The 18,315-nt window shown below is 70.9% G+C and carries 17 protein-coding genes; all 17 read right to left on the reverse strand.

Annotation, left to right across the window (positions count from 1 at the left end):
- Window position 1 precedes the first annotated feature (1 nt).
- The 17 genes from O1G21_RS14715 to thrB all read right to left on the reverse strand — a co-directional run bounded on the left by O1G21_RS14715 (window position 2) and on the right by thrB (window position 17,957).
- Complete coding sequence (locus O1G21_RS14715; RefSeq protein ID WP_270144016.1) at window positions 2-916, reverse strand: F0F1 ATP synthase subunit gamma; 915 nt, start codon at window positions 914-916, stop codon at window positions 2-4.
- 32 nt (window positions 917-948) lie between these two features.
- The gene (gene atpA / locus O1G21_RS14720) at window positions 949-2,523 is read right to left on the reverse strand and encodes a F0F1 ATP synthase subunit alpha (protein WP_270144017.1); all 1,575 of its coding nucleotides are present in this window, start codon (window positions 2,521-2,523) and stop codon (window positions 949-951) included.
- Window positions 2,524-2,679: 156 nt separating this feature from the next.
- Window positions 2,680-3,495 carry a F0F1 ATP synthase subunit delta gene (locus O1G21_RS14725; RefSeq protein ID WP_270144019.1) on the reverse strand — a complete coding sequence of 272 codons (816 nt, stop codon included), beginning with the start codon at window positions 3,493-3,495 and terminating at the stop codon, window positions 2,680-2,682.
- Entirely contained in the window at window positions 3,492-4,049 is a 558-nt protein-coding gene (locus O1G21_RS14730) for a F0F1 ATP synthase subunit B (protein WP_270144021.1), read from the reverse strand. Before O1G21_RS14730 ends, O1G21_RS14725 begins: the two co-directional genes overlap by 4 nt.
- 34 nt (window positions 4,050-4,083) lie before the next feature.
- On the reverse strand, window positions 4,084-4,320 hold the full coding sequence (atpE, locus tag O1G21_RS14735) for an ATP synthase F0 subunit C (protein ID WP_031074289.1): 237 nt from the start codon (window positions 4,318-4,320) through the stop codon (window positions 4,084-4,086).
- Between the two features lie 93 nt (window positions 4,321-4,413).
- Window positions 4,414-5,220, reverse strand: a complete 807-nt coding sequence (gene atpB, locus O1G21_RS14740; protein WP_270144023.1) for a F0F1 ATP synthase subunit A — start codon at window positions 5,218-5,220, stop codon at window positions 4,414-4,416.
- A gap of 285 nt (window positions 5,221-5,505) precedes the next feature.
- Window positions 5,506-5,949, reverse strand: a complete 444-nt coding sequence (locus O1G21_RS14745; RefSeq protein ID WP_270144025.1) for a hypothetical protein — start codon at window positions 5,947-5,949, stop codon at window positions 5,506-5,508.
- 300 nt (window positions 5,950-6,249) lie between these two features.
- A complete protein-coding gene (locus O1G21_RS14750) occupies window positions 6,250-7,530 on the reverse strand; it encodes an MraY family glycosyltransferase (RefSeq protein WP_270144028.1) in 1,281 nt (426 codons plus the stop codon).
- A gap of 185 nt (window positions 7,531-7,715) precedes the next feature.
- Window positions 7,716-8,999 carry a serine hydroxymethyltransferase gene (locus O1G21_RS14755; protein WP_270144030.1) on the reverse strand — a complete coding sequence of 428 codons (1,284 nt, stop codon included), beginning with the start codon at window positions 8,997-8,999 and terminating at the stop codon, window positions 7,716-7,718.
- A gap of 131 nt (window positions 9,000-9,130) precedes the next feature.
- The gene (locus O1G21_RS14760; RefSeq protein WP_270151001.1) at window positions 9,131-9,772 is read right to left on the reverse strand and encodes an arsenate reductase/protein-tyrosine-phosphatase family protein; all 642 of its coding nucleotides are present in this window, start codon (window positions 9,770-9,772) and stop codon (window positions 9,131-9,133) included.
- Between the two features lie 32 nt (window positions 9,773-9,804).
- Entirely contained in the window at window positions 9,805-10,452 is a 648-nt protein-coding gene (locus O1G21_RS14765) for an L-threonylcarbamoyladenylate synthase (protein WP_270144032.1), read from the reverse strand.
- Window positions 10,453-10,580: 128 nt separating this feature from the next.
- Window positions 10,581-11,447 (reverse strand): peptide chain release factor N(5)-glutamine methyltransferase, encoded by an 867-nt coding sequence (gene prmC, locus O1G21_RS14770; RefSeq protein WP_270144033.1) that lies wholly within the window; start codon window positions 11,445-11,447, stop codon window positions 10,581-10,583.
- Window positions 11,448-11,510: 63 nt separating this feature from the next.
- Window positions 11,511-12,587, reverse strand: a complete 1,077-nt coding sequence (gene prfA, locus O1G21_RS14775; RefSeq protein WP_270144035.1) for a peptide chain release factor 1 — start codon at window positions 12,585-12,587, stop codon at window positions 11,511-11,513.
- A 149-nt stretch (window positions 12,588-12,736) separates the two neighbouring features.
- Window positions 12,737-12,958, reverse strand: coding sequence for a 50S ribosomal protein L31 (gene rpmE, locus O1G21_RS14780; RefSeq protein ID WP_030235761.1), 222 nt, complete (start codon window positions 12,956-12,958; stop codon window positions 12,737-12,739).
- A gap of 151 nt (window positions 12,959-13,109) precedes the next feature.
- Window positions 13,110-14,222 carry an LCP family protein gene (locus O1G21_RS14785; RefSeq protein ID WP_270144039.1) on the reverse strand — a complete coding sequence of 371 codons (1,113 nt, stop codon included), beginning with the start codon at window positions 14,220-14,222 and terminating at the stop codon, window positions 13,110-13,112.
- 139 nt (window positions 14,223-14,361) lie between these two features.
- Window positions 14,362-16,440, reverse strand: coding sequence for a transcription termination factor Rho (gene rho / locus O1G21_RS14790; protein WP_270144040.1), 2,079 nt, complete (start codon window positions 16,438-16,440; stop codon window positions 14,362-14,364).
- Window positions 16,441-17,018: 578 nt separating this feature from the next.
- Entirely contained in the window at window positions 17,019-17,957 is a 939-nt protein-coding gene (gene thrB / locus O1G21_RS14795; RefSeq protein ID WP_270144042.1) for a homoserine kinase, read from the reverse strand.
- Window positions 17,958-18,315 lie beyond the last annotated feature (358 nt).

Here is an 18,315-nt window from a genome sequence, read left to right on the forward strand (position 1 = left end):
CTCATTCGCTCCCGCGGCTCGCGTCAGCGAGCGCATTGGCGCCACCGACGATCTCGCTGATTTCCTGGGTGATCTCGGCCTGGCGGGCCGAGTTGGCAAGCCGCGTGAGCGACTTGATGAGCTCGCCGGCGTTGTCCGTCGCGCTCTTCATCGCGCGGCGGCGGGCGGCGTGCTCGGAAGCGGCCGACTGCAGCAGCGCGTTGTAGATCCTGCTCTCGACGTACCGCGGCAGCAGCGCGTCCAGGACGCCCTCGGCCGACGGCTCGAAGTCGTAGAGCGGGAAGATCTCGCCCTTGCCCTTGGCCTCCGCCTCGGCCTGGACCTCGTCCAGCTTCAGCGGCAGCAGCCGGGCCTCGACCGCGTTCTGCGTCAGCATCGACACGAACTCGGTCGAGATCAGGTGCAGCTCGTCCACGCCGCCCGTCTCGGCCGTGAAGGCCTCGATCAGGTGGGCCGCAACGGCCTTCGCGTCGCCGTAGGTCGGCTTGTCGGAGAAGCCCGTCCACGACTCCTCAACCGAGAGGTTGCGGAACGTGTAGTACGCGACACCCTTACGGCCGACGACGTAGGTCACGACCTCCTTGCCCTCGCCGCGCAGGCGCTCGGTGAGCGTCAGCGCGGCCTTGATGGCGTTGGTCGAGTAGCCGCCGGCCAGGCCGCGGTCCGCCGTGATCATCAGGACGGCCGCGCGCTTGGCGTTCGGGTTCTCGGTGGTGAGCGGGTGCTTGGCGTTGGACCGGGTGGCCACCGCCGTCACCGCCCGGGTGAGCTCGTCGGCGTACGGAGTGGAGGCGGCCACCGCGCGCTGCGCCTTGACGATGCGCGACGCGGAGATCATCTCCATCGCCTTGGTGATCTTCTTCGTCGCGGTGACAGAGCGGATCCGGCGCTTGTAGACCCGAAGCTGTGCTCCCATGGGTCGTTACGTCCTTTCCCTCGCTACCGGACTCAGGCCTGCTCGGAGAGCAGCTTGCCGTCGGCGGTCTGGTAGCCCTGCTTGAAGGCCTCGATCGCGCTGGTCAGCGCGTCGACGGTGCCGTCGGCGAGCAGACCGGTCTCGACGATGCCGGCCAGCAGGTCCTTGTGCTGCAGACGGACGTGGTCCAGGAACTCGCGCTCGAAGCGGCGGATCTCGGCGACCGGGACGTCGTCCATCTTGCCGGTGGTACCGGCCCAGATGGAGACGACCTGCTCCTCGACCGGGAACGGCTGGTACTGACCCTGCTTCAGCAGCTCGACCATGCGCGCACCGCGCTCCAGCTGGGCCTTGGAGGCCGCGTCCAGGTCGGAACCGAAGGCGGCGAAGGCCTCCAGCTCACGGTACTGGGCGAGGTCCAGGCGCAGACGGCCGGCGACCGAGCGCATGGCCTTGATCTGGGCGGAACCACCGACGCGGGAGACCGAGATACCGACGTTCACGGCCGGGCGGATGCCGGCGTTGAACAGGTCGGACTCCAGGAAGCACTGGCCGTCGGTGATCGAGATGACGTTGGTCGGGATGTACGCCGAGACGTCGTTGGCCTTGGTCTCGATGATCGGCAGACCGGTCATCGAGCCGCCGCCCAGCTCGTCGTTCAGCTTGGCGCAGCGCTCCAGCAGGCGGGAGTGCAGGTAGAAGACGTCACCCGGGTAGGCCTCGCGGCCCGGCGGGCGGCGCAGCAGCAGGGAGACGGAGCGGTAGGCCTCGGCCTGCTTCGACAGGTCGTCGAAGATGATCAGGACGTGCTTGCCGGCGTACATCCAGTGCTGGCCGATGGCCGAACCGGTGTACGGGGCGAGGTACTTGAAGCCGGCCGGGTCGGAAGCCGGAGCCGCCACGATGGTGGTGTACTCCAGCGCGCCGGCCTCCTCCAGGGCGCCGCGGACGGACGCGATGGTGGAGCCCTTCTGGCCGACGGCGACGTAGATGCAGCGGACCTGCTTCTCCGGGTCGCCCGAGCGCCAGTTGTCGCGCTGGTTGATGATCGTGTCGACGGCCACCGCGGTCTTGCCGGTCTGGCGGTCACCGATGATCAGCTGGCGCTGGCCGCGGCCGATCGGGGTCATCGCGTCGATGGCCTTGATGCCGGTCTGCAGCGGCTGCTTGACCGACTTGCGGGCCATGACGCCGGGGGCCTGCAGCTCGAGGGCGCGGCGGCCCTCGGCGGCGATCTCGCCCAGGCCGTCGATCGGGTTGCCCAGCGGGTCCACGACGCGGCCCATGAAGCCGTCGCCGACCGGAACCGAGAGGACCTCGCCGGTGCGGCGCACGGTCTGGCCCTCTTCGATGCCGCCGAACTCACCGAGGATGACGACACCGATCTCGCGGGTGTCGAGGTTCAGCGCGAGGCCGAGCGTGCCGTCCTCGAACTTCAGCAGCTCGTTCGCCATGACCGAGGGCAGGCCCTCGACATGCGCGATGCCGTCCGCCGCGTCAGTGACCGTGCCGACCTCTTCCACAGAAGCGGCGTCCGGCTGGTACGACTGGACAAAGTCGGCCAGCGCGTCCCGGATCTCCTCCGGACGGATCGTAAGCTCCGCCATCAGGCTTCCCTGCTCTCCTAGTTTGCGATCCTCGGCCCGCCATTGAGGGCCGCAAGTACTCGACTCTCGGCCGGGTCGTATGAACCGGCCGTACGTTTTGCCGGCTCCTTGGGGAGCCGGTTTCCCGACCGAGGGTCGGATGTGCTGCTCTGTTGCTCAGCCTTCGAGCGACTGGCGAGCGCCTTCGAGGCGGCTCGACACGGTGCCGTCGATGATCTCGTCGCCGATCTGCACCCGGACGCCGCCGACGACCTCGGGGTCGACGTCGATGTTCAGGTGGACCTGACGGCCGTACATCCGGCCCAGAGCACCGGCCAGGCGCTCCTTCTGGCTGTCCGACAGCGGCACCGCGCTGGTGACCAGGGCCACCACGCGGCCGCGGCGCGCGGCGGCGAGCTTCGAGTAGGACTCGAGGCCCTGCTCCAGGCTACGGCCACGCGGCGCGTTGACGAGGGCGGTGACCAGCCGGACGGTGCCGGCGTTGGCGCGGCCGCCGAGCAGCTTGTTGATCAGCTGGGCCTTCGCGGCGGCACCGGCCTTCGGCTCGGTCAGCGCGGCGCGCAGCTCGTGCGAACCGCTCACCACCCGGCCGAAGCGGAACAGCTCGTCCTCGACGTCGTCCAGGACGCCCGCCTTGTCCGCGGCGATGACCTCGGCGTACGCGGCGAGTTCCTCGGTCGCGTCCACCAGGTCGCGCGAACCCGACCAGCGCGAGCGGACCAGGCCGGAGACCAGGTCCACCGCCTCGCCGGAGACCTGACCGGTCAGCAGCGAGGTGATCAGCTGGGCCTTGTCCTGACCCGACCGGGACGGGTCGGTCAGGACGCGGCGCAGCGACACCTCACGGTCCAGCACGGCCGTGACGGCGGTGAGCTCCTCGGCGAGCTTGGCCGCGTCCACCGAGGTGGAGTCGGTCAGGCTGTCCAGGTTCTGCCGACCGGCGGCGAGAGCCTCGCGGCTGGCGCCGATCACTTGGCCGCACCCTGAGCAACGGCCGCCTTGGCCTCCAGCTCGTCCAGGAAGCGGTCGATCACGCCGCTCTGGCGGGCGGAGTCCTCGAGGGACTCACCCACGATGCGGGAAGCCAGCTGGGTGGCCAGCGAACCCACGTCCTGGCGCAGGGCGGCAGTCGCCTGCTTCTTGTCGGCTTCGATCTGCGCGTGACCGGCGGCGACGATGGCCTCGCGCTGACGCTGGCCCTCCTCGCGCATCTCGGCGAGCTGGGCGGCACCCTGCTCGCGAGCCTGCTCGACGATCCGGGCAGCCTCGTGGCGCGCCTCGGCGAGCTCGGCGCGGTACTGCTCAAGCAGGGCCTGGGCCTCGGCCTGAGCGGCCTCGGCGCGCTCCATGCCGCCTTCGATGGCGTCCCGGCGCTCCGACAGCACCTTCTCGATGCTGGGGAGGAGCTTCTTGCCGAGCAGACCGAAGACGATGAAGAAGCAGAGCAGGCCGATAACGATCTCGGGCCAGTTGGGGAGAAGAGGGTTCATCTTCTCCTCAGCCGCGAGCTGAGCCACGATGCTCATTTCTGGACCTTCCTCGAAAGGGTCTGCGGCAGGATTACTTGTTGCCGAAGACGAACGGCATGACGATGCCGATGAGGGCGAGCGCCTCGGTCAGCGCGAAGCCGATGAACATGTTGGAACGGATGAGACCGGCAGCCTCGGGCTGGCGGGCCATGGCCTGGACACCGTTACCGAAGATCAGACCGACGCCGATGCCGGGGCCGATGGCGGCGAGGCCGTAGCCCAGGGAGGCGACGGAACCGTAGACAGTGCCCTCAGCGAGGATGCTCATTGACGTTGTCCTTTGCAGGGTGGTGAACCGGTGGTGATTGGCCACCGGGCGATCCGGGAGGTGGTTCTTGGGCGGGGCCGAGGGCCCCCTGGCTCAGTGCGCCTCTTCCAGGGCACCGGCGATGTAGCTGCTGGCCAGCATCACGAAGATGTAGGCCTGCAGGAACTGGACCAGCAGCTCGAAGGCGGTCAGGCCGACGGCGACGACGAACGAGGCCGAGCCGTACAGCGCGCCCAGGGTCGGGCTGAGCAGGTACCAGGAGGCGATGGAGAACATCACGATCAGCAGGTGGCCGGCGAACATGTTCGCGAAGGCTCGGACCGCGAGCGTGAAGGGGCGCACGAAGATGTTCGAGAAGAACTCGATCGGCACCAGGATGAACATGACCCAGCCGGGGATGCCCGACGGCCAGCAGAGGTTCTTGAGACCGCCGACGAAGCCGTGCTTCTTGAAGGTCAGCGTCATGTAGGTGATCCACACGACGGCCGCGAGGCCGGCCGGGAACGCGATCGTCGCCGTCACGGGGTACTGGGCGAACGGGATGATCGACATGATGTTCATCAACCAGATGAAGAAGAACATCGAGACCAGCATCGGGACGTACTTCTCGCCCTTCTTGCCGATCGTCTCCAGCACGATGGAGCGCTTGACGAAGTCGTAGCCGATCTCACCGACCAGCTGCAGCTTGCCCGGGACCAGGCGCGGCTTCGCGAAGGCGGCCCAGAAGAACACGACGACCAGGAGCGCGACGATGATCGACAGCAGCATCGGCTTGTTGAAGTCGATGCCGCCGACCGAGAAGATCGGCTTGAACTGGAACTCGTTCAGACCCGGGGCCGGGAAGCCGCAGCCAGCGTCCCCGAAGTGGCAACTGCTGGCGAGGGGGAGTTCAGCACTCACCACGGACTCCTTCGTCGTGACGCATGGTTACGGCAACCTCGGTGTGTCGGCGTGGCCTGCGACCACGGAGCGGCACTGGAACTTGATGGGTATCTCGCCGACCCCGCGCGGCAGTGCGCTGCACCACAGCGGGATCATCGAAGACTGCGCGGATCCGGGGGGCGATCCGTCCACTGTCCGGACAGACCTGGCCTCTTCCCGTACTCCGTTGTTGCGACGGACGATAGCAGCCCGTCAGTGCGGCATAAACACCGCCCCCCTCGTTGGGGGGACAGCTGGGCCTCGTCACTGTTGACGCCCCTTGTCGGAGGGCTTGTCGCCCTTGCTTCCCGAGGCGCCGGGGTCGACGTAGAAGGTCTTGGCCTTGAGAGCGCCGCGCACCTGGAAGCCCGTCCAGATCAGGGCGCAGCCGAGCAGGGTGAAGGCGAAGGCCTGCCGGTTGAACAGCTCGGTGTTCTTGAAGACCGCCAGGACGATGCCCACCAGCAGGATCTGAGTGGTGTACACCAGCAGCGCCGCAGCCATCATGATCTGCGGGTTGGACCTGGTCAGCCGGTCGAGCGCGATCTGGCCGAAGCTGAAGAAGGCCATCACGAGCAGGGCGCCGAAGAGGGCGCCGAGCAGGCCCTTCCCACCGGCGACGGGGAAGGAGATCGCCATGGCGATGATCCCGGCGACCGCAGTGGGAATCGCGGCGCCTCGGAGGATCCGGGCGTCGGTGGACGGCATGTCGGCAGCTCCGGCGGCATGTCGATGTGGCGGGGGACGGGCACAGATGGTGGCGGGGTGACACCGGACCGAGTGGCCGCCGCCGGGCCGCCCGCGAGTGCGGCGGGCCCGTCGAGGGAGACCGACGAGGGACGGAAGTCCTCCACCTGTCAGGTCTTTCGGCGTGTTCTCGGTACTCGTGAACGGTATCACAAACTATTTGATGAGAGCTTTACCATGAATGTGTGGCTCCTGTCACACTGACGGCGCAGTGGTTCCGCCGTACGGGTGAGCCCATTTGACGGAGCGTCAACTTTCCTGTCACCGGCGGCCGGTGGCTTTGTCGTGATCGGAGGGCGCGGACGAGCCCCGGCTGGCTTCACCGAGAAGTTGCTTGTCCTTTGCGGACAGTTCAGCCATCGGGGCGCCGGACGGGCGCCGCCGGTACCGCGGCGGGACGAAGGACTGCACCGCCCGGGGGGCCCGCGGCCGGAACCGCGGGGTCAGCAGCACCACCAGGCCGACCAGGCAGAGCCCGGCGAGGGTCAGCACCACCGTGCGGCCGGTGTTGGTCACCGAGAAGGCGACCGTGCCGAAGGCGATCAGCGCGGCCCAGAAGTACATGATCAGTACGGCGCGGCTGTGCGAGTGCCCGACCTGGAGCAGTCGGTGGTGCAGGTGGCGCTTGTCGGCGGCGAACGGGGACTGGCCGGCCCAGGTGCGGCGCACCACCGCGAGCAGCAGGTCGGCCAGCGGCAGCGCGATGACCGTCAGCGGCAGCAGCAGCGGGATGTAGATCGGCACCAGGGTGTGCACGGTGGCGGTCTGCGAACCGGTCTCGCTGTTGATCAGGTCCGGGTCGACCCGGCCGGTGATCGAGATCGCGGCGACGGCCAGCATCAGGCCCAGCATCATCGAGCCGGAGTCGCCCATGAAGATCCGGGCGGGGTGCATGTTGTGCGCCAGGAAGCCCAGGCACATGCCGATCAGCAGCACGCTGAACAGCACGGCGGGGGCCGCGTCGGTGATCGCGTAGCCGTACCAGAGCCGGTAGCTGTACAGGAAGAACGCGATCGCGGCGATGCAGACCATGCCGCCCGCCAGGCCGTCCAGGCCGTCGATGAAGTTCACCGCGTTGACCATGACGACGACCAGGGTCACCGAGATGACCATGCCCTGGGTCGGGCTCACCGCCACCGGGCCGACGCCGGGCACCGGGAGGGTGATCACCGTGACGCCCTGCCAGACCATCACGCCGGCGGCGATCATCTGGCCGCCGAGCTTCACCAGGGCGTCCACGCCCCACTTGTCGTCGAGCACCCCGAGCAGGAACATGATCCCCGCGCCGGACAGCAGCGCGCGGATGTCACTGCCCCCGTTGAACACCTTGCTCAGGTTGTCCAGCTGCGAGGCGACCAGGATGCCCGCGCACAGCCCGCCGAACATCGCGATGCCGCCGAGCCGCGGAGTGGGCTCGCGGTGCACGTCGCGGGCGCGGACCGGGGGCATCGCGCCGGCTGCGATGGCGAACTTCCGGACCGGGCCGGTCAGCAGGTAGGTGACGGCGGCGGTGCAGAACAGCACCAGCAGATACTCACGCACCACTGGCCTCCTGCATCACTGTCGAACGGGGAGGTACCGAAGGTACTCCCCTGCCTTCCCGGGGTTCGAGGTGCGTCGCCACGGCACCCACCTTATTGAGTCGGACGCCCGGTGCGTGCATCGCGGTTCGCCCTCCCGGGTAAGAGATCCGGTTACCCGTGGGCGGCACCGCTCGATCGCGTCCCTCAGCTCCGCTCCGCGAAGGCCGCCGCCAGCTCCCGGACCCGCGCCGCGACCGGCCCGGGCGCCTGCCCGGAGAGCAGCCGGGCGATCAGGCCGGCGATCTCGGACAGCTCCGCCACGCCCATCCCCTGGCTGGTCACCGTGCCCGTGCCGAGCCGGATCCCGGAGGCCTCGGCGGCCGGCGCCGGGTCGTACGGCAGCGCGCACTTGCCGAGCAGCAACCCGGCCGCCGCGCAGCGCCGTTCCGCCTCCGCGCCGGTCACGCCGAGCGGGCTCACGTCGGCGGTCACCAGATGGGTGTCGGTACCGCCCGTCAGAGGGCGCATACCGGCCTCTGCGAGCCCCCTGGCAAGCGCCTGCGCCCCGGACACCGTCCGCTCCGCGTACGCCCGGTAGGCGGGCTTCCCGGCCTCCGCGAGGGCCACCGCCTTGCCCGCCACCTCGTTCATCGCCGCACCGCCCTGGCTGAACGGGAACACCGCCCGGTCGATCCGCTCGGCCAGCTCCGCGGTGGACAGCAGCAGGCCCCCGCGCGGACCGCGCAGAAGCTTGTGGGTGGCCGCCACCGTGACGTCCGCGTACGGCACCGGGGAGGGCGCCAGCCCGGCCGCGACCAGGCCGGTGGTCTGCGCGACGGAGGCGATCAGATAGGCGTCCACCTCGTCGGCGATCTCCCGGAAGGCCGCCCAGTCCGGGTGCCGGGGGTGGGAGATCGAACCCGCCACGATGGCCTTCGGGCGGTGCATCCGGGCCAGCTCGCGCACCTGGTCGAGGTCGATCAGGCCGTCGCCCTCGCGCACGCCGTAGCCGGTGAAGTCGAACCAGCGGCCGGAGAAGTTGGCCCGCGAACCGCAGCTGAGGTGGCCGCCGTGCTCCAGCGACATCGCCAGCACCCCGTCACCCGGCCGCAGCAGCGCCGCGTAGGCCGCCAGCATCGCCGAAGTCGCCGACCTGGGCTGGACGTTGGCGTGCGGGGCGGAGAACAGCTGGCGCGCCCGGTCGATCGCCAGCAGCTCCGCGGCGTCGGCCAGCGCGCAGCCGGTGTGGTGCCGGCGGCCCGGATAGCCCTCGGCGTACTTGTCGATCAGCGGACCGGTCAGCGCCGCCAGGACGGCGGGGCTGGTCAGGTTCTCCCCCGCCAGCAGCTGGATCGTCTCGGCGCGGCGCTCGGCCTCGGCGGCCAGCAGGTCGGCGATCTGCGGATCCGCCCGGTGCAACGCCTCGGACGCCCACGGGCGCCCCTTCGTCGTCGCGGTCGAGCCGGAGGCGGCATCGGTGACGGTCATGGCAGGGCTCCCGGGCGCTGCAGGGACGGTCCACCCAGCGTAGGACCGTCGCGGCCGCCCGGCTCGGCGGCGCAGGGCCGTTCGGCCCCAGGGGCCGTCCGAAGAGGTCTCCGGCCCGTCCGAACGGGTGCCTAGCGGGGCGCCTGGACGCCGGTGAGCGCGGTGACCACCGGGTCGACCGCGTGGAATATCTCCTCGCCGCAGTTGCGGAACATGCCGATCGGAGCCCCGTACGGGTCGTCCACCTCGTCCGACTCCGGGGTCGCGGCCAGCAGCCAGCCGCGCAGCGCGGCGGCCGCCCGGACCAGGGCACGGGCCCGCTCGGTGACGTCGGCACCGCGGCGCGGGTCGGGCAGGGTGCCCGGGTCGATCGTCCGCACCAGGCGGGTGAACTCCTTCAGCGTGAAGGTGCGCAGCCCCGCCTCGTGGCCCATCGAGATCACCTGGGCGCGGTGGTCCAGGGTCGCGGTGAGCACCAGGTCGGCCTCGACCACGTGCTCGTCCAGCAACTCCCGGCCGGTGAAGCCGCCGCTGTCGGCGCCGTACTCGTTGAGCACGGTCGCGGCGTGGTCCTCCATCGGCGCGCCCTCGTGGCCCCAGGTGCCGGCGCTCTCGACCAGGATCCGCCCGGCCACCCGGGGGTTGAGCCGGGTGTCCAGCTCGCGCCGGGTGAGCCGCTCGGCTATCGGCGAGCGGCAGATGTTGCCGGTGCAGACGAACAGGATCCGGAAGTGGTCCAGCGGCCTGGGACCCACGCTCAGGTACGGCGCTATGCCGGGCCCGTCATGGAGCGAGGCGGTGGGCGTCAACTTCCGGCCTCCAGGTCGGGGACGACCTCCCTCAGCTGCTCGATGCTGATCGCGCCGGCCCGCAGCAGGACCGGGACCTTCCCGGTGACGTCGACGATGGACGAGGCGGTGGCGTGGTCGGCCTTCCCGCCGTCCAGGTAGACCGAGATCGCGTCGCCGAGCTGGGCCTGCGCCTCGTCGCAGGTCGCCGGGGACGGCCCGCCGGTCTTGTTGGCGCTGGAGACGGCGAGCGGGCCGGTGGCGTTCAGCAGCTCGATGGCGACCGGGTGCAGCGGCATCCGGACCGCGACGGTGCCGCGGGTCTCGCCGAGGTCCCAGCGCAGCGACGGCTGGTGCCGGGCGACCAGGGTGAGGCCGCCGGGCCAGAAGGCGTCGACCAGCTCCCAGGCCTGCTCGGAGAAGTCGGTGACCAGGCCGTGCAGGGTGGTCGGCGAGCCGACCAGGACGGGCGAGGGCATGTTGCGGCCGCGGCCCTTGGCGGCCAGCAGGTCGCCGACGGCCTCCGGGGAGAAGGCGTCCGCGCCGACGCCGTAGAGGGTGTCGGTGGGCAGCACGACGAGTTCGCCGCGGCGGATGGCCGAGGCGGCCTCGCGCAGGCCGGTGGCGCGGTCCCCGGCGTCGGCACAGTCGTAGCGGCGGCTCATCGGTACGGTCCCCTTCCGGAATGGCTCATCACGTTCACTGCGGTCTTCACAGCGCGGCTTCACGAGCAGTCGTACTGCGCTCGATGTTCACGACCCGACCCTCCGGGCGGTCGTACTGCGCTCGATGTTCACGACCCGACCCTCCGGGCGGTCGTGAAGCGCGGCCGGTTGTTCAGGTCACGGTGGTCGGCGGTGTCCGTCCAGCCGCGTTCCTCGTTGAAGATCCACGGCACCTGCCCGCCCTGCTGGTCGGCGTGCTCGATCACCACCGCGCCGCCCGGGCGCAGCAGCCGGGCGGCCACCCGCTCGATGCCGCGGATGGTGTCCAGGCCGTCCTCGCCGGAGAACAGGGACATCTGCGGGTCGTGGTCGCGGGCCTCCGGCGCGACGTACTCCCACTCGGTGAGCGGGATGTACGGCGGGTTGGAGATCACCAGGTCGAAGCGGCCGTCCCAGGAGCGGTCGTCCTCGAAGGCCTTGGTGGCGTCCCCGGCGTGCAGGGTGACCCTGGCCCGGTCCGGGCTGGCCTCGATGTTGCGCCGGGTGTACTCCAGCGCTCCCTCGTCGAGTTCGAAGGCGTGCACGGTGGAGCGCGGAAGTTCCTGGGCCAGGGCGAGCGCGATGGCGCCGGAGCCGGAACACAGGTCGACCACCAGCGGCTCGGCGACGTCCATGTCGCGCACCGCGTCTATCGCCCACTCGACGACCGTCTCGGTCTCCGGCCGGGGCACGAACACCCCGGGGCCGACCTCCAGTTCGAGGTAGCGGAAGAACGCCCGCCCGGTGATGTGCTGCAGCGGCTCGCGCGCCTCGCGGCGCGAGACCGCCTCCCAGTAGCGGGCGTCGAAGTCGGCGTCCTTCACCGTGTGCAGCTGGCTGCGCTTGACGTGGTGGACGTAGGCGGCGAGTTCCTCCGCGTCGAAGCGCGGCGACGGCACGCCGGCCGCGGCCAACCGCTGGGTGGCCTGGGCCACCTCGGCGAGCAGCAGGTTCATCCGTACGACCTCTTGTTTCTGCGCTCCGGCTTCAGGCTTGCGTCGGGCTGGGGCGCGCCGGTCTCAGTTCTCTTGGGCCGCGGCGAGCTTGGCCGCCGCGTCCTTGTCGACGCAGGACTGGATCACCGCGTTCAGTTCGCCGTCCAGGACCTGGTCCAGGTTGTACGCCTTGAACCCCGTGCGGTGGTCCGAGATGCGGTTCTCCGGGTAGTTGTACGTCCGGATCCGCTCGGAGCGGTCCACCGTACGGACCTGGCTGCGACGCGCGTCCGAGGCCTCGCGCTCGGCCTCCTCCTGCGCGGCGGCCAGCAGCCGCGAACGCAGGATGCGCATCGCCTGCTCCTTGTTCTGCAGCTGGCTCTTCTCGTTCTGGCAGGACGCCACGATACCGGTCGGCAGGTGGGTGATCCGGACCGCGGAGTCGGTGGTGTTGACCGACTGGCCGCCGGGGCCGGAGGAGCGGTAGACGTCGATCCGCAGGTCGTTGGCGAGGATCTCGACCTCGACCTCCTCCGCCTCGGGGGTGACCAGCACGCCCGCCGCGGAGGTGTGGATGCGGCCCTGCGACTCGGTGGCGGGGACGCGCTGCACGCGGTGCACGCCGCCCTCGTACTTCAGCCGGGCCCAGACGCCCTGGCCGGGCTCGGCGTTGCCCTTGGTCTTGACGGCCACCGAGACGTCCTTGTAGCCGCCGAGGTCGGACTCGTTGGAGTCGATGATCTCGGTCTTCCAGCCGATCCGCTCGGCGTAGCGCAGGTACATCCGGAGCAGGTCGCCGGCGAACAACGCGGACTCCTCGCCGCCCTCGCCCGCCTTGATCTCCAGGATGACGTCCTTGTCGTCACTCGGGTCGCACGGGACGAGCAGCAGCCGCAGTTCTTCGGTCAGTTCGTCGCGGCGCGCCTCGGAGTCCTTCACCTCGGAGATGAACTCCGGGTCCTCGGCGGCGAGTTCGCGCGCGGCCTCGATGTCCTCGCCGGCCTGTCGCCACTGCCGGTAGACCCGGGTGATCGGGGTCAGCTCGGCGTACCGCTTGGCCAGCCTGCGGGCGTTGGCCTGGTCGGCGTGGACGGACGGGTCGGCCAGCCTCGTCTCGAGGTCGGCGTGCTCGACGAGGAGCTCTTCGACTGCCTCGAACATGGGGTGGCCTTCTTCCCGGGGAATCGGAACGTGTGTGCGGGGGGACGGAGCGGTGGAGCCGCGGAACGCGCGCTGGGACGCGAACGGCGCCGGTTCCCAGCGCCCCCGACACGAGTACGGGGGCACCGGGAACCGGCGCCGAGGGAGCGCTAGGCCTTCGCGCTGTGCTGCTTGCCGAAGCGGGCCTCGAAGCGGGCGACGCGGCCACCGGTGTCGAGGATCTTCTGCTTGCCGGTGTAGAACGGGTGGCACTGCGAGCAGACCTCGGCGCGGATCTCGCCGCTGGTCTCGGTCGAGCGGGTGGTGAACTCGGCGCCGCAGGTGCAGGTCACGCGGGTGACCACGTACTCCGGGTGAACGTTGGACTTCAAGGGGTTCTCCTATAGTTCGGGAGGGCACCGGGTCGGCGGCTGGAGTGCCGCACGTGAACCGGGACCGACGGTCCAGTCTGCCAGGACCGGCCGCATCTTCCCAAACCGGGTCCGGCTGCGGCTTATTCCGGGGGATATTCCGGGCGCCGTCTCACCGTACGGCGTCGGCCTTCCCGGTGGCCTTCTCCGTGGCCTTCGGGGACGCGGTGGGGGCCGCCTGGGCGGGGTTCTCCGGCTGGGCGGAGACGACCGACCGCGGGACCGGCTGGTCGGCCCTGAGCGCCGCCCAGACGGTCCCGGCCTGCGGCTGCTGCTCGACCACCCGGTTGGGATCGGCGGGGGCGGTCATCACCGGCAGGGTGACCATGGTCAGCTGGTCCGGCCCGATCCCCTTGAGCTCCTGCGCCAGCCCCACCAGGGAGTTCACCGAGCCGAGCGCGGAGTCGGTGGTGATGCTCCTGGTCATGGTGTCGCCGATCGACCACAGCTTGACCGGGTCGGAGAACAGCCCGATCCCACCGGCCTGCTGGAGCAGCGACTTGACCATCTGCTTCTGCAGCTCGATCCGGCCGAGGTCGCTGCCGTCGCCGACGCCGTGCCGGGTGCGCACGAAGGCCAGCGCCTGCTGCCCGTCGAGGTGGTGCTGCCCGGCCGGCAGGTCGAGCCCGCTGTCCTTGTCGTGGATGGCCACCGTGGTGGTCACGGTGGCCCCGCCTATCGCGTCCACGACCCGGGCGAAGCCGGCGAAGTCCACCTGCAGGTAGTGGTCCATCCGCAGCCCGGTGAGCTGCTCGGTGGTCTTGACCGCGCAGGCCGCGCCGCCGGTCTCGAAGGCGCTGTTGTACATGGCGCGCTTGACGGCCTGGACGGTCTTGCCGGCGCCGTCCGTGCACTGCGGGCGGTCGACCAGGGTGTCGCGCGGGATCGAGACGATCGAGGCCCGGGAGTGGTCCTGGCTGACGTGCACCACCATCGCGGTGTCGGAGCGGGCGGAGTCACCGGTGCTCCCGCCGGCCAGGTCGCCGTTCGCGCCGGCCCGTGAGTCGGAGCCCAGTACCAGGATGTTGAACGAGCCGTCGGTGGCGGCCGGAGGCCGGGCGTCGCCGAGGCGGGAGTCGATGTCGACGCTCTTGATGTTGCCGTTCAGCTTCAGGTACGCCCACCCGGCCGCCCCGGCACCGACGACGACGAGCGCGACGAACGCGCAGGCGGCCACCAGCAGGACCTTGCGGCGGCGACTCGGGACCCTCTTGTGCTCGGCCATACGGTCCAGAGTAAATCGGACAAGAAGATCGAAAACTCCCAAGTTGTCCCACCTCTGGAACAAACGGCCCCGAACGCGCGGAACCCCGGACCGCTCGCGCGATCCGGGGTTCCGTGCTCGATCAGCCCTGCGGCTACGGTCAGTCGCCGGAGCCGGGGGTGGTCTTGGCGATCTGCATCAGGAACTCGGCGTTGCTCTTGGTCTGCTTCATCTTGTCCAGGAGCAGCTCGATCGCCTGCTGCGAGTCGAGCGCGTGCAGCACCCGGCGCAGCTTCCAGACGATGGCCAACTCCTCGTTGCCGAGCAGGATCTCCTCCTTGCGGGTGCTGGAGGCGTCCACGTCGACGGCCGGGAAGATGCGCTTGTCCGAGAGCTTCCGGTCGAGCTTGAGCTCCATGTTGCCGGTGCCCTTGAACTCCTCGAAGATCACCTCGTCCATCCGCGAGCCGGTCTCGACCAGCGCGGTGGCCAGGATGGTCAGCGAGCCGCCGTTCTCGATGTTGCGCGCGGCACCGAAGAACTTCTTCGGCGGGTACAGCGCGGTCGAGTCGACACCACCGGACAGGATGCGGCCGGAGGCCGGCGCCGCCAGGTTGTAGGCGCGGCCCAGGCGGGTGATCGAGTCCAGCAGGATGACCACGTCGTGGCCCAGCTCCACCAGGCGCTTGGCGCGCTCGATGGCCAGCTCGGCGACGGTGGTGTGGTCCTCGGCCGGGCGGTCGAAGGTCGAGGAGATGACCTCGCCCTTCACCGACCGCTGCATGTCGGTGACCTCTTCCGGACGCTCGTCGACCAGGACGACCATCAGGTGGCACTCGGGGTTGTTGTGGGTGATCGCGTTGGCGACCGCCTGCAGCACCATGGTCTTGCCGGTCTTCGGCGGCGCCACGATCAGACCGCGCTGGCCCTTGCCGATCGGCGACACCAGGTCGATGATCCGGGTGGTCAGCACGCCCGGGTCGGTCTCCAGGCGCAGCCGCTCCTGCGGGTAGAGCGGGGTGAGCTTGTTGAACTCGGGGCGGCCGCGGCCGGTCTCCGGGTCCATGCCGTTGACGGAGTCCAGCCGCACCATGGCGTTGAACTTCTCGCGGCGCTCGCCCTCGCGCGGCTGACGCACCGCACCGGTGATGGCGTCACCCTTGCGCAGGCCGTTCTTGCGGACCTGGGCGAGCGAGACGTAGACGTCGTTCTGGCCCGGCAGGTAGCCGGAGGTGCGCACGAACGCGTAGTTGTCGAGGATGTCGAGGATGCCCGCGACCGGGATCAGGACGTCGTCCTCGCCGATCTGCGGCTCGACGGCACCGGTCTCGAAGCCCTCGCGGCCGCGACGGCCCCGACGGTCCCGGTAGCGGCCGCGACGGCCCCGACGGCCCTCGCCGAACTCGTCGTCGTCGTAGCCGCCCTGCTGGGCCTGCGGCTGCTGGACCTGCTGGCCGCCCTCGCGGCGCTGCTGGCCGTCGCCCTGGCCCTGCTGCTGGCCCTGCTGGCCGCCCTGGCGGTCGGCGCGCTCGCGGCGGTTGCGGCGGTCGCGACGAGACTCGCGCCCCTCGCCGTCCTGCCCGGCCTGGGCCTCGGCGCCGTCCTGGCGCTCGGTGCGCTCGCCCGCGTCGCGGCGGTCACGGCGCTCGCGGCGGTCCCGACGGGTCTCGCGACCCTCCTCGCGGCCCTCGAAGCCGCGGGTCTCGGCCGGACGCTCGGCCTGCTTGGGCTCGACCACCGCGACGGTGGCGGCCTCGCCGGCGGCCTCGGCGGCCGGAGCCGTAGGGGCGCCGGCGGCCGAGGTGGCGCGGCGGCGGGTGCGCTCGGCCCGGGCGGGCGCGGCGGTCTCGGCGGCGGCCTGGACCGGGATCTCGATCTGGGCCTCGGCGGTCGGCGCCGCGGCAGCGGCGGCGGCCTTGCTGCGGCGGGCCGGCTTCTCGGCGGGGGCCTCGGCCTCCGCCTTGGCGGCGGTGCGCTTGGCGGCCGGGGCGCCACCGGCGGCGAGCAGCGGGTCCCCGCCGCTCTTCTCCTTGATGGTCTCGATCAGCTGGCTCTTGCGCAGGCGTCCGGTACCGGTGATGCCCAGGTCCGCGGCGAGCTTCTGCAGCTCGGCGAGGACCATGCCGTCCAGGCCCGCGGCGGCACTGCGGCGGCGGCGCGGGGCGGCGGGGGCGGCGGCGGCCGCGTCCGACGCATCGGCGTCCGGGCGCGCGCCCATCAGATCGGTGGAGTCGCTCACTAAGGGTCCTTCCCTGGAGCGGACGTCGGCCTGTCTGGCTCGGCGACCGGTTGTGCTGTCCTGACCAACGCTCGACTGCGTCGGTCCGAGGCGGTGGTCCCTCGAATGGCGGGAGCCCGTCGAGGGAGAGCTGCGAGGTGCGGTGCATGAAGCACGGTGGTGCTGAGGTGGCGCGTGGGCCGGTCGTGTGTCGACCTCCCCAGAGGGCGTTGCCCCCACGCTGCCTGCGAATCCCGGGCCCCCGTCGCGTGACGGTGACCCGTGCTCCGCCCGTCCTGGCCTCGAGGTTGGAGGCCGCGGGTGGGAGTCAGGTGCCGTCACGGCTTCGGGATGCGGCCGCATGTCGCGCAGGCAGGCTGCGTACGCGCTGCGGTGGGCTCCCGGAGAATCGTCGCCCCGGACATCGCCACGACTCCACGGCCGTGGAGTGCTGGGATCGGGACGCGGCGCACCGAGCCCCGGAGGGCACCTGGTGCAGCAATGAGGTTAACACTACCGACCCCCTCAGACATTCCCCGACCTCGGGCCTGCCAATCGTGTCCGGACGGCCCGGCTCGCCGCAGGGCCGAACGAGCTGCTCAGACGTCCAGCGGGAGCACGGTGGCCCCGGTCCGGTCGATGCCCAGCCGGTGCGCGGCGAACGCCGGGTCGCCGCCGTGGCCGTGGTGCCCGGCGAAGGAGAGCACCTTGTCGACGCCCGCCTCGTCGGTGAGCGCCAGCACGGTCGGGCCGGCCCCGGAGACGACCGCGGGGACGCCCTCCGCGCGCAGCGCGCCGACCAGCGCGGCGCTGTCCGGCATCGCGGAGGCGCGGTAGTCCTGGTGCAGCCGGTCCTCGGTGGCGGCGAAGAGCAGCTCGGGCCGCCGGGTCAACGCCTCCACCAGCAGCGCGGACCGGCCCGCGTTGACGGCGGCGTCGGCCAGCGGGACGGTCTTCGGCAGCAGGCTGCGGGCGGTCTCGGTGAGCACCTCGCCGGCCGGGACGAACACCACCGGGACGACCTGCTCGGAGGGCTCCAGGGCGACCGCCTTGGCCGACTCCTCGTCGGTCCAGGCGATGGTGAAGTTGCCGCGCAGGCAGGCCGCGACGTTGTCGGGGTGGCCCTCCAGCTCGGAGGCGAGGGCCAGCAGCGCGTCGTCGTCCAGCGCGGACGGTCCGCCGATGGTGACCGCGCGGGCGGCCACGATGCCGGCGCAGATGGCGGCCGAGGAGGAGCCCAGGCCGCGGCCGTGCGGTATCCGGTTGGCGCAGACCACTTCGAGGCCGCGCGGCTGGCCGCCGAGCCGGTCGAAGGCGGCCCGCATCGAGCGGACCAGCAGGTGGCGCTCGTCCCGGGGCAGCGTCTCGGCGCCCTCGCCGGCGATGTCGACGGAGAGGCCGGAGTCGGCGACCCGGACGACCACGTCGTCGTACAGACCCAGCGCGAGCCCGAAGGCGTCGAAGCCCGGGCCGAGGTTGGCGCTGGTCGCGGGAACCCTGACCCGGACGGCGGCGGCACGGAACGCAGGACCGGCCATGCGGTGGACTCTCCTGGGGAAATCGGGCGGCGCGGAGCGCGTCGTCGGTGCGAGGGTGGGGGAAAGGGCCGCGGGCCCCTCGGGCCTGGCGGTCACAGTCGTCGGCGCGGCCCGTACCAGGACGGGCCCGGGGCATGTGCCACACGGCCGAACCCAGAGTATCGAAGAGAGGTTCCCCAGTGGTACACCCCGTGGGCCTTCGATCTGGTGTGTTGCCGGTTCTGGCCGGAATGCACACCCCGCTCGGTCAGGGAGAGGGGCGGAATCGGATCGGAATGCGCAGCGGAATTGACCAAAAGAGTCAGCGGAGAACTTTGACGGGCCGCCCCCGAAAGGGTCGGCCCGTCGAAGCGTCAGA

Origin of the sequence: Kitasatospora cathayae, from assembly GCF_027627435.1 — a bacterium.
GTDB lineage: Bacteria > Actinomycetota > Actinomycetes > Streptomycetales > Streptomycetaceae > Kitasatospora > Kitasatospora cathayae.

Bases quoted from the DNA above. Each gene is read 5' to 3' on its own strand.
- O1G21_RS14715 (WP_270144016.1), bottom strand. From the start codon at position 916: ATGGGAGCACAGCTTCGGGTCTACAAGCGCCGGATCCGCTCTGTCACC.
- atpA (WP_270144017.1), bottom strand. From the start codon at position 2,523: ATGGCGGAGCTTACGATCCGTCCGGAGGAGATCCGGGACGCGCTGGCC.
- O1G21_RS14730 (WP_270144021.1), bottom strand. From the start codon at position 4,049: ATGAGCATCGTGGCTCAGCTCGCGGCTGAGGAGAAGATGAACCCTCTT.
- atpE (WP_031074289.1), bottom strand. From the start codon at position 4,320: ATGAGCATCCTCGCTGAGGGCACTGTCTACGGTTCCGTCGCCTCCCTG.
- O1G21_RS14745 (WP_270144025.1), bottom strand. From the start codon at position 5,949: ATGCCGTCCACCGACGCCCGGATCCTCCGAGGCGCCGCGATTCCCACT.
- O1G21_RS14755 (WP_270144030.1), bottom strand. From the start codon at position 8,999: ATGACCGTCACCGATGCCGCCTCCGGCTCGACCGCGACGACGAAGGGG.
- O1G21_RS14765 (WP_270144032.1), bottom strand. From the start codon at position 10,452: ATGAGCCGCCGCTACGACTGTGCCGACGCCGGGGACCGCGCCACCGGC.
- prmC (WP_270144033.1), bottom strand. From the start codon at position 11,447: ATGAACCTGCTGCTCGCCGAGGTGGCCCAGGCCACCCAGCGGTTGGCC.
- prfA (WP_270144035.1), bottom strand. From the start codon at position 12,587: ATGTTCGAGGCAGTCGAAGAGCTCCTCGTCGAGCACGCCGACCTCGAG.
- O1G21_RS14785 (WP_270144039.1), bottom strand. From the start codon at position 14,222: ATGGCCGAGCACAAGAGGGTCCCGAGTCGCCGCCGCAAGGTCCTGCTG.
- thrB (WP_270144042.1), bottom strand. From the start codon at position 17,957: ATGGCCGGTCCTGCGTTCCGTGCCGCCGCCGTCCGGGTCAGGGTTCCC.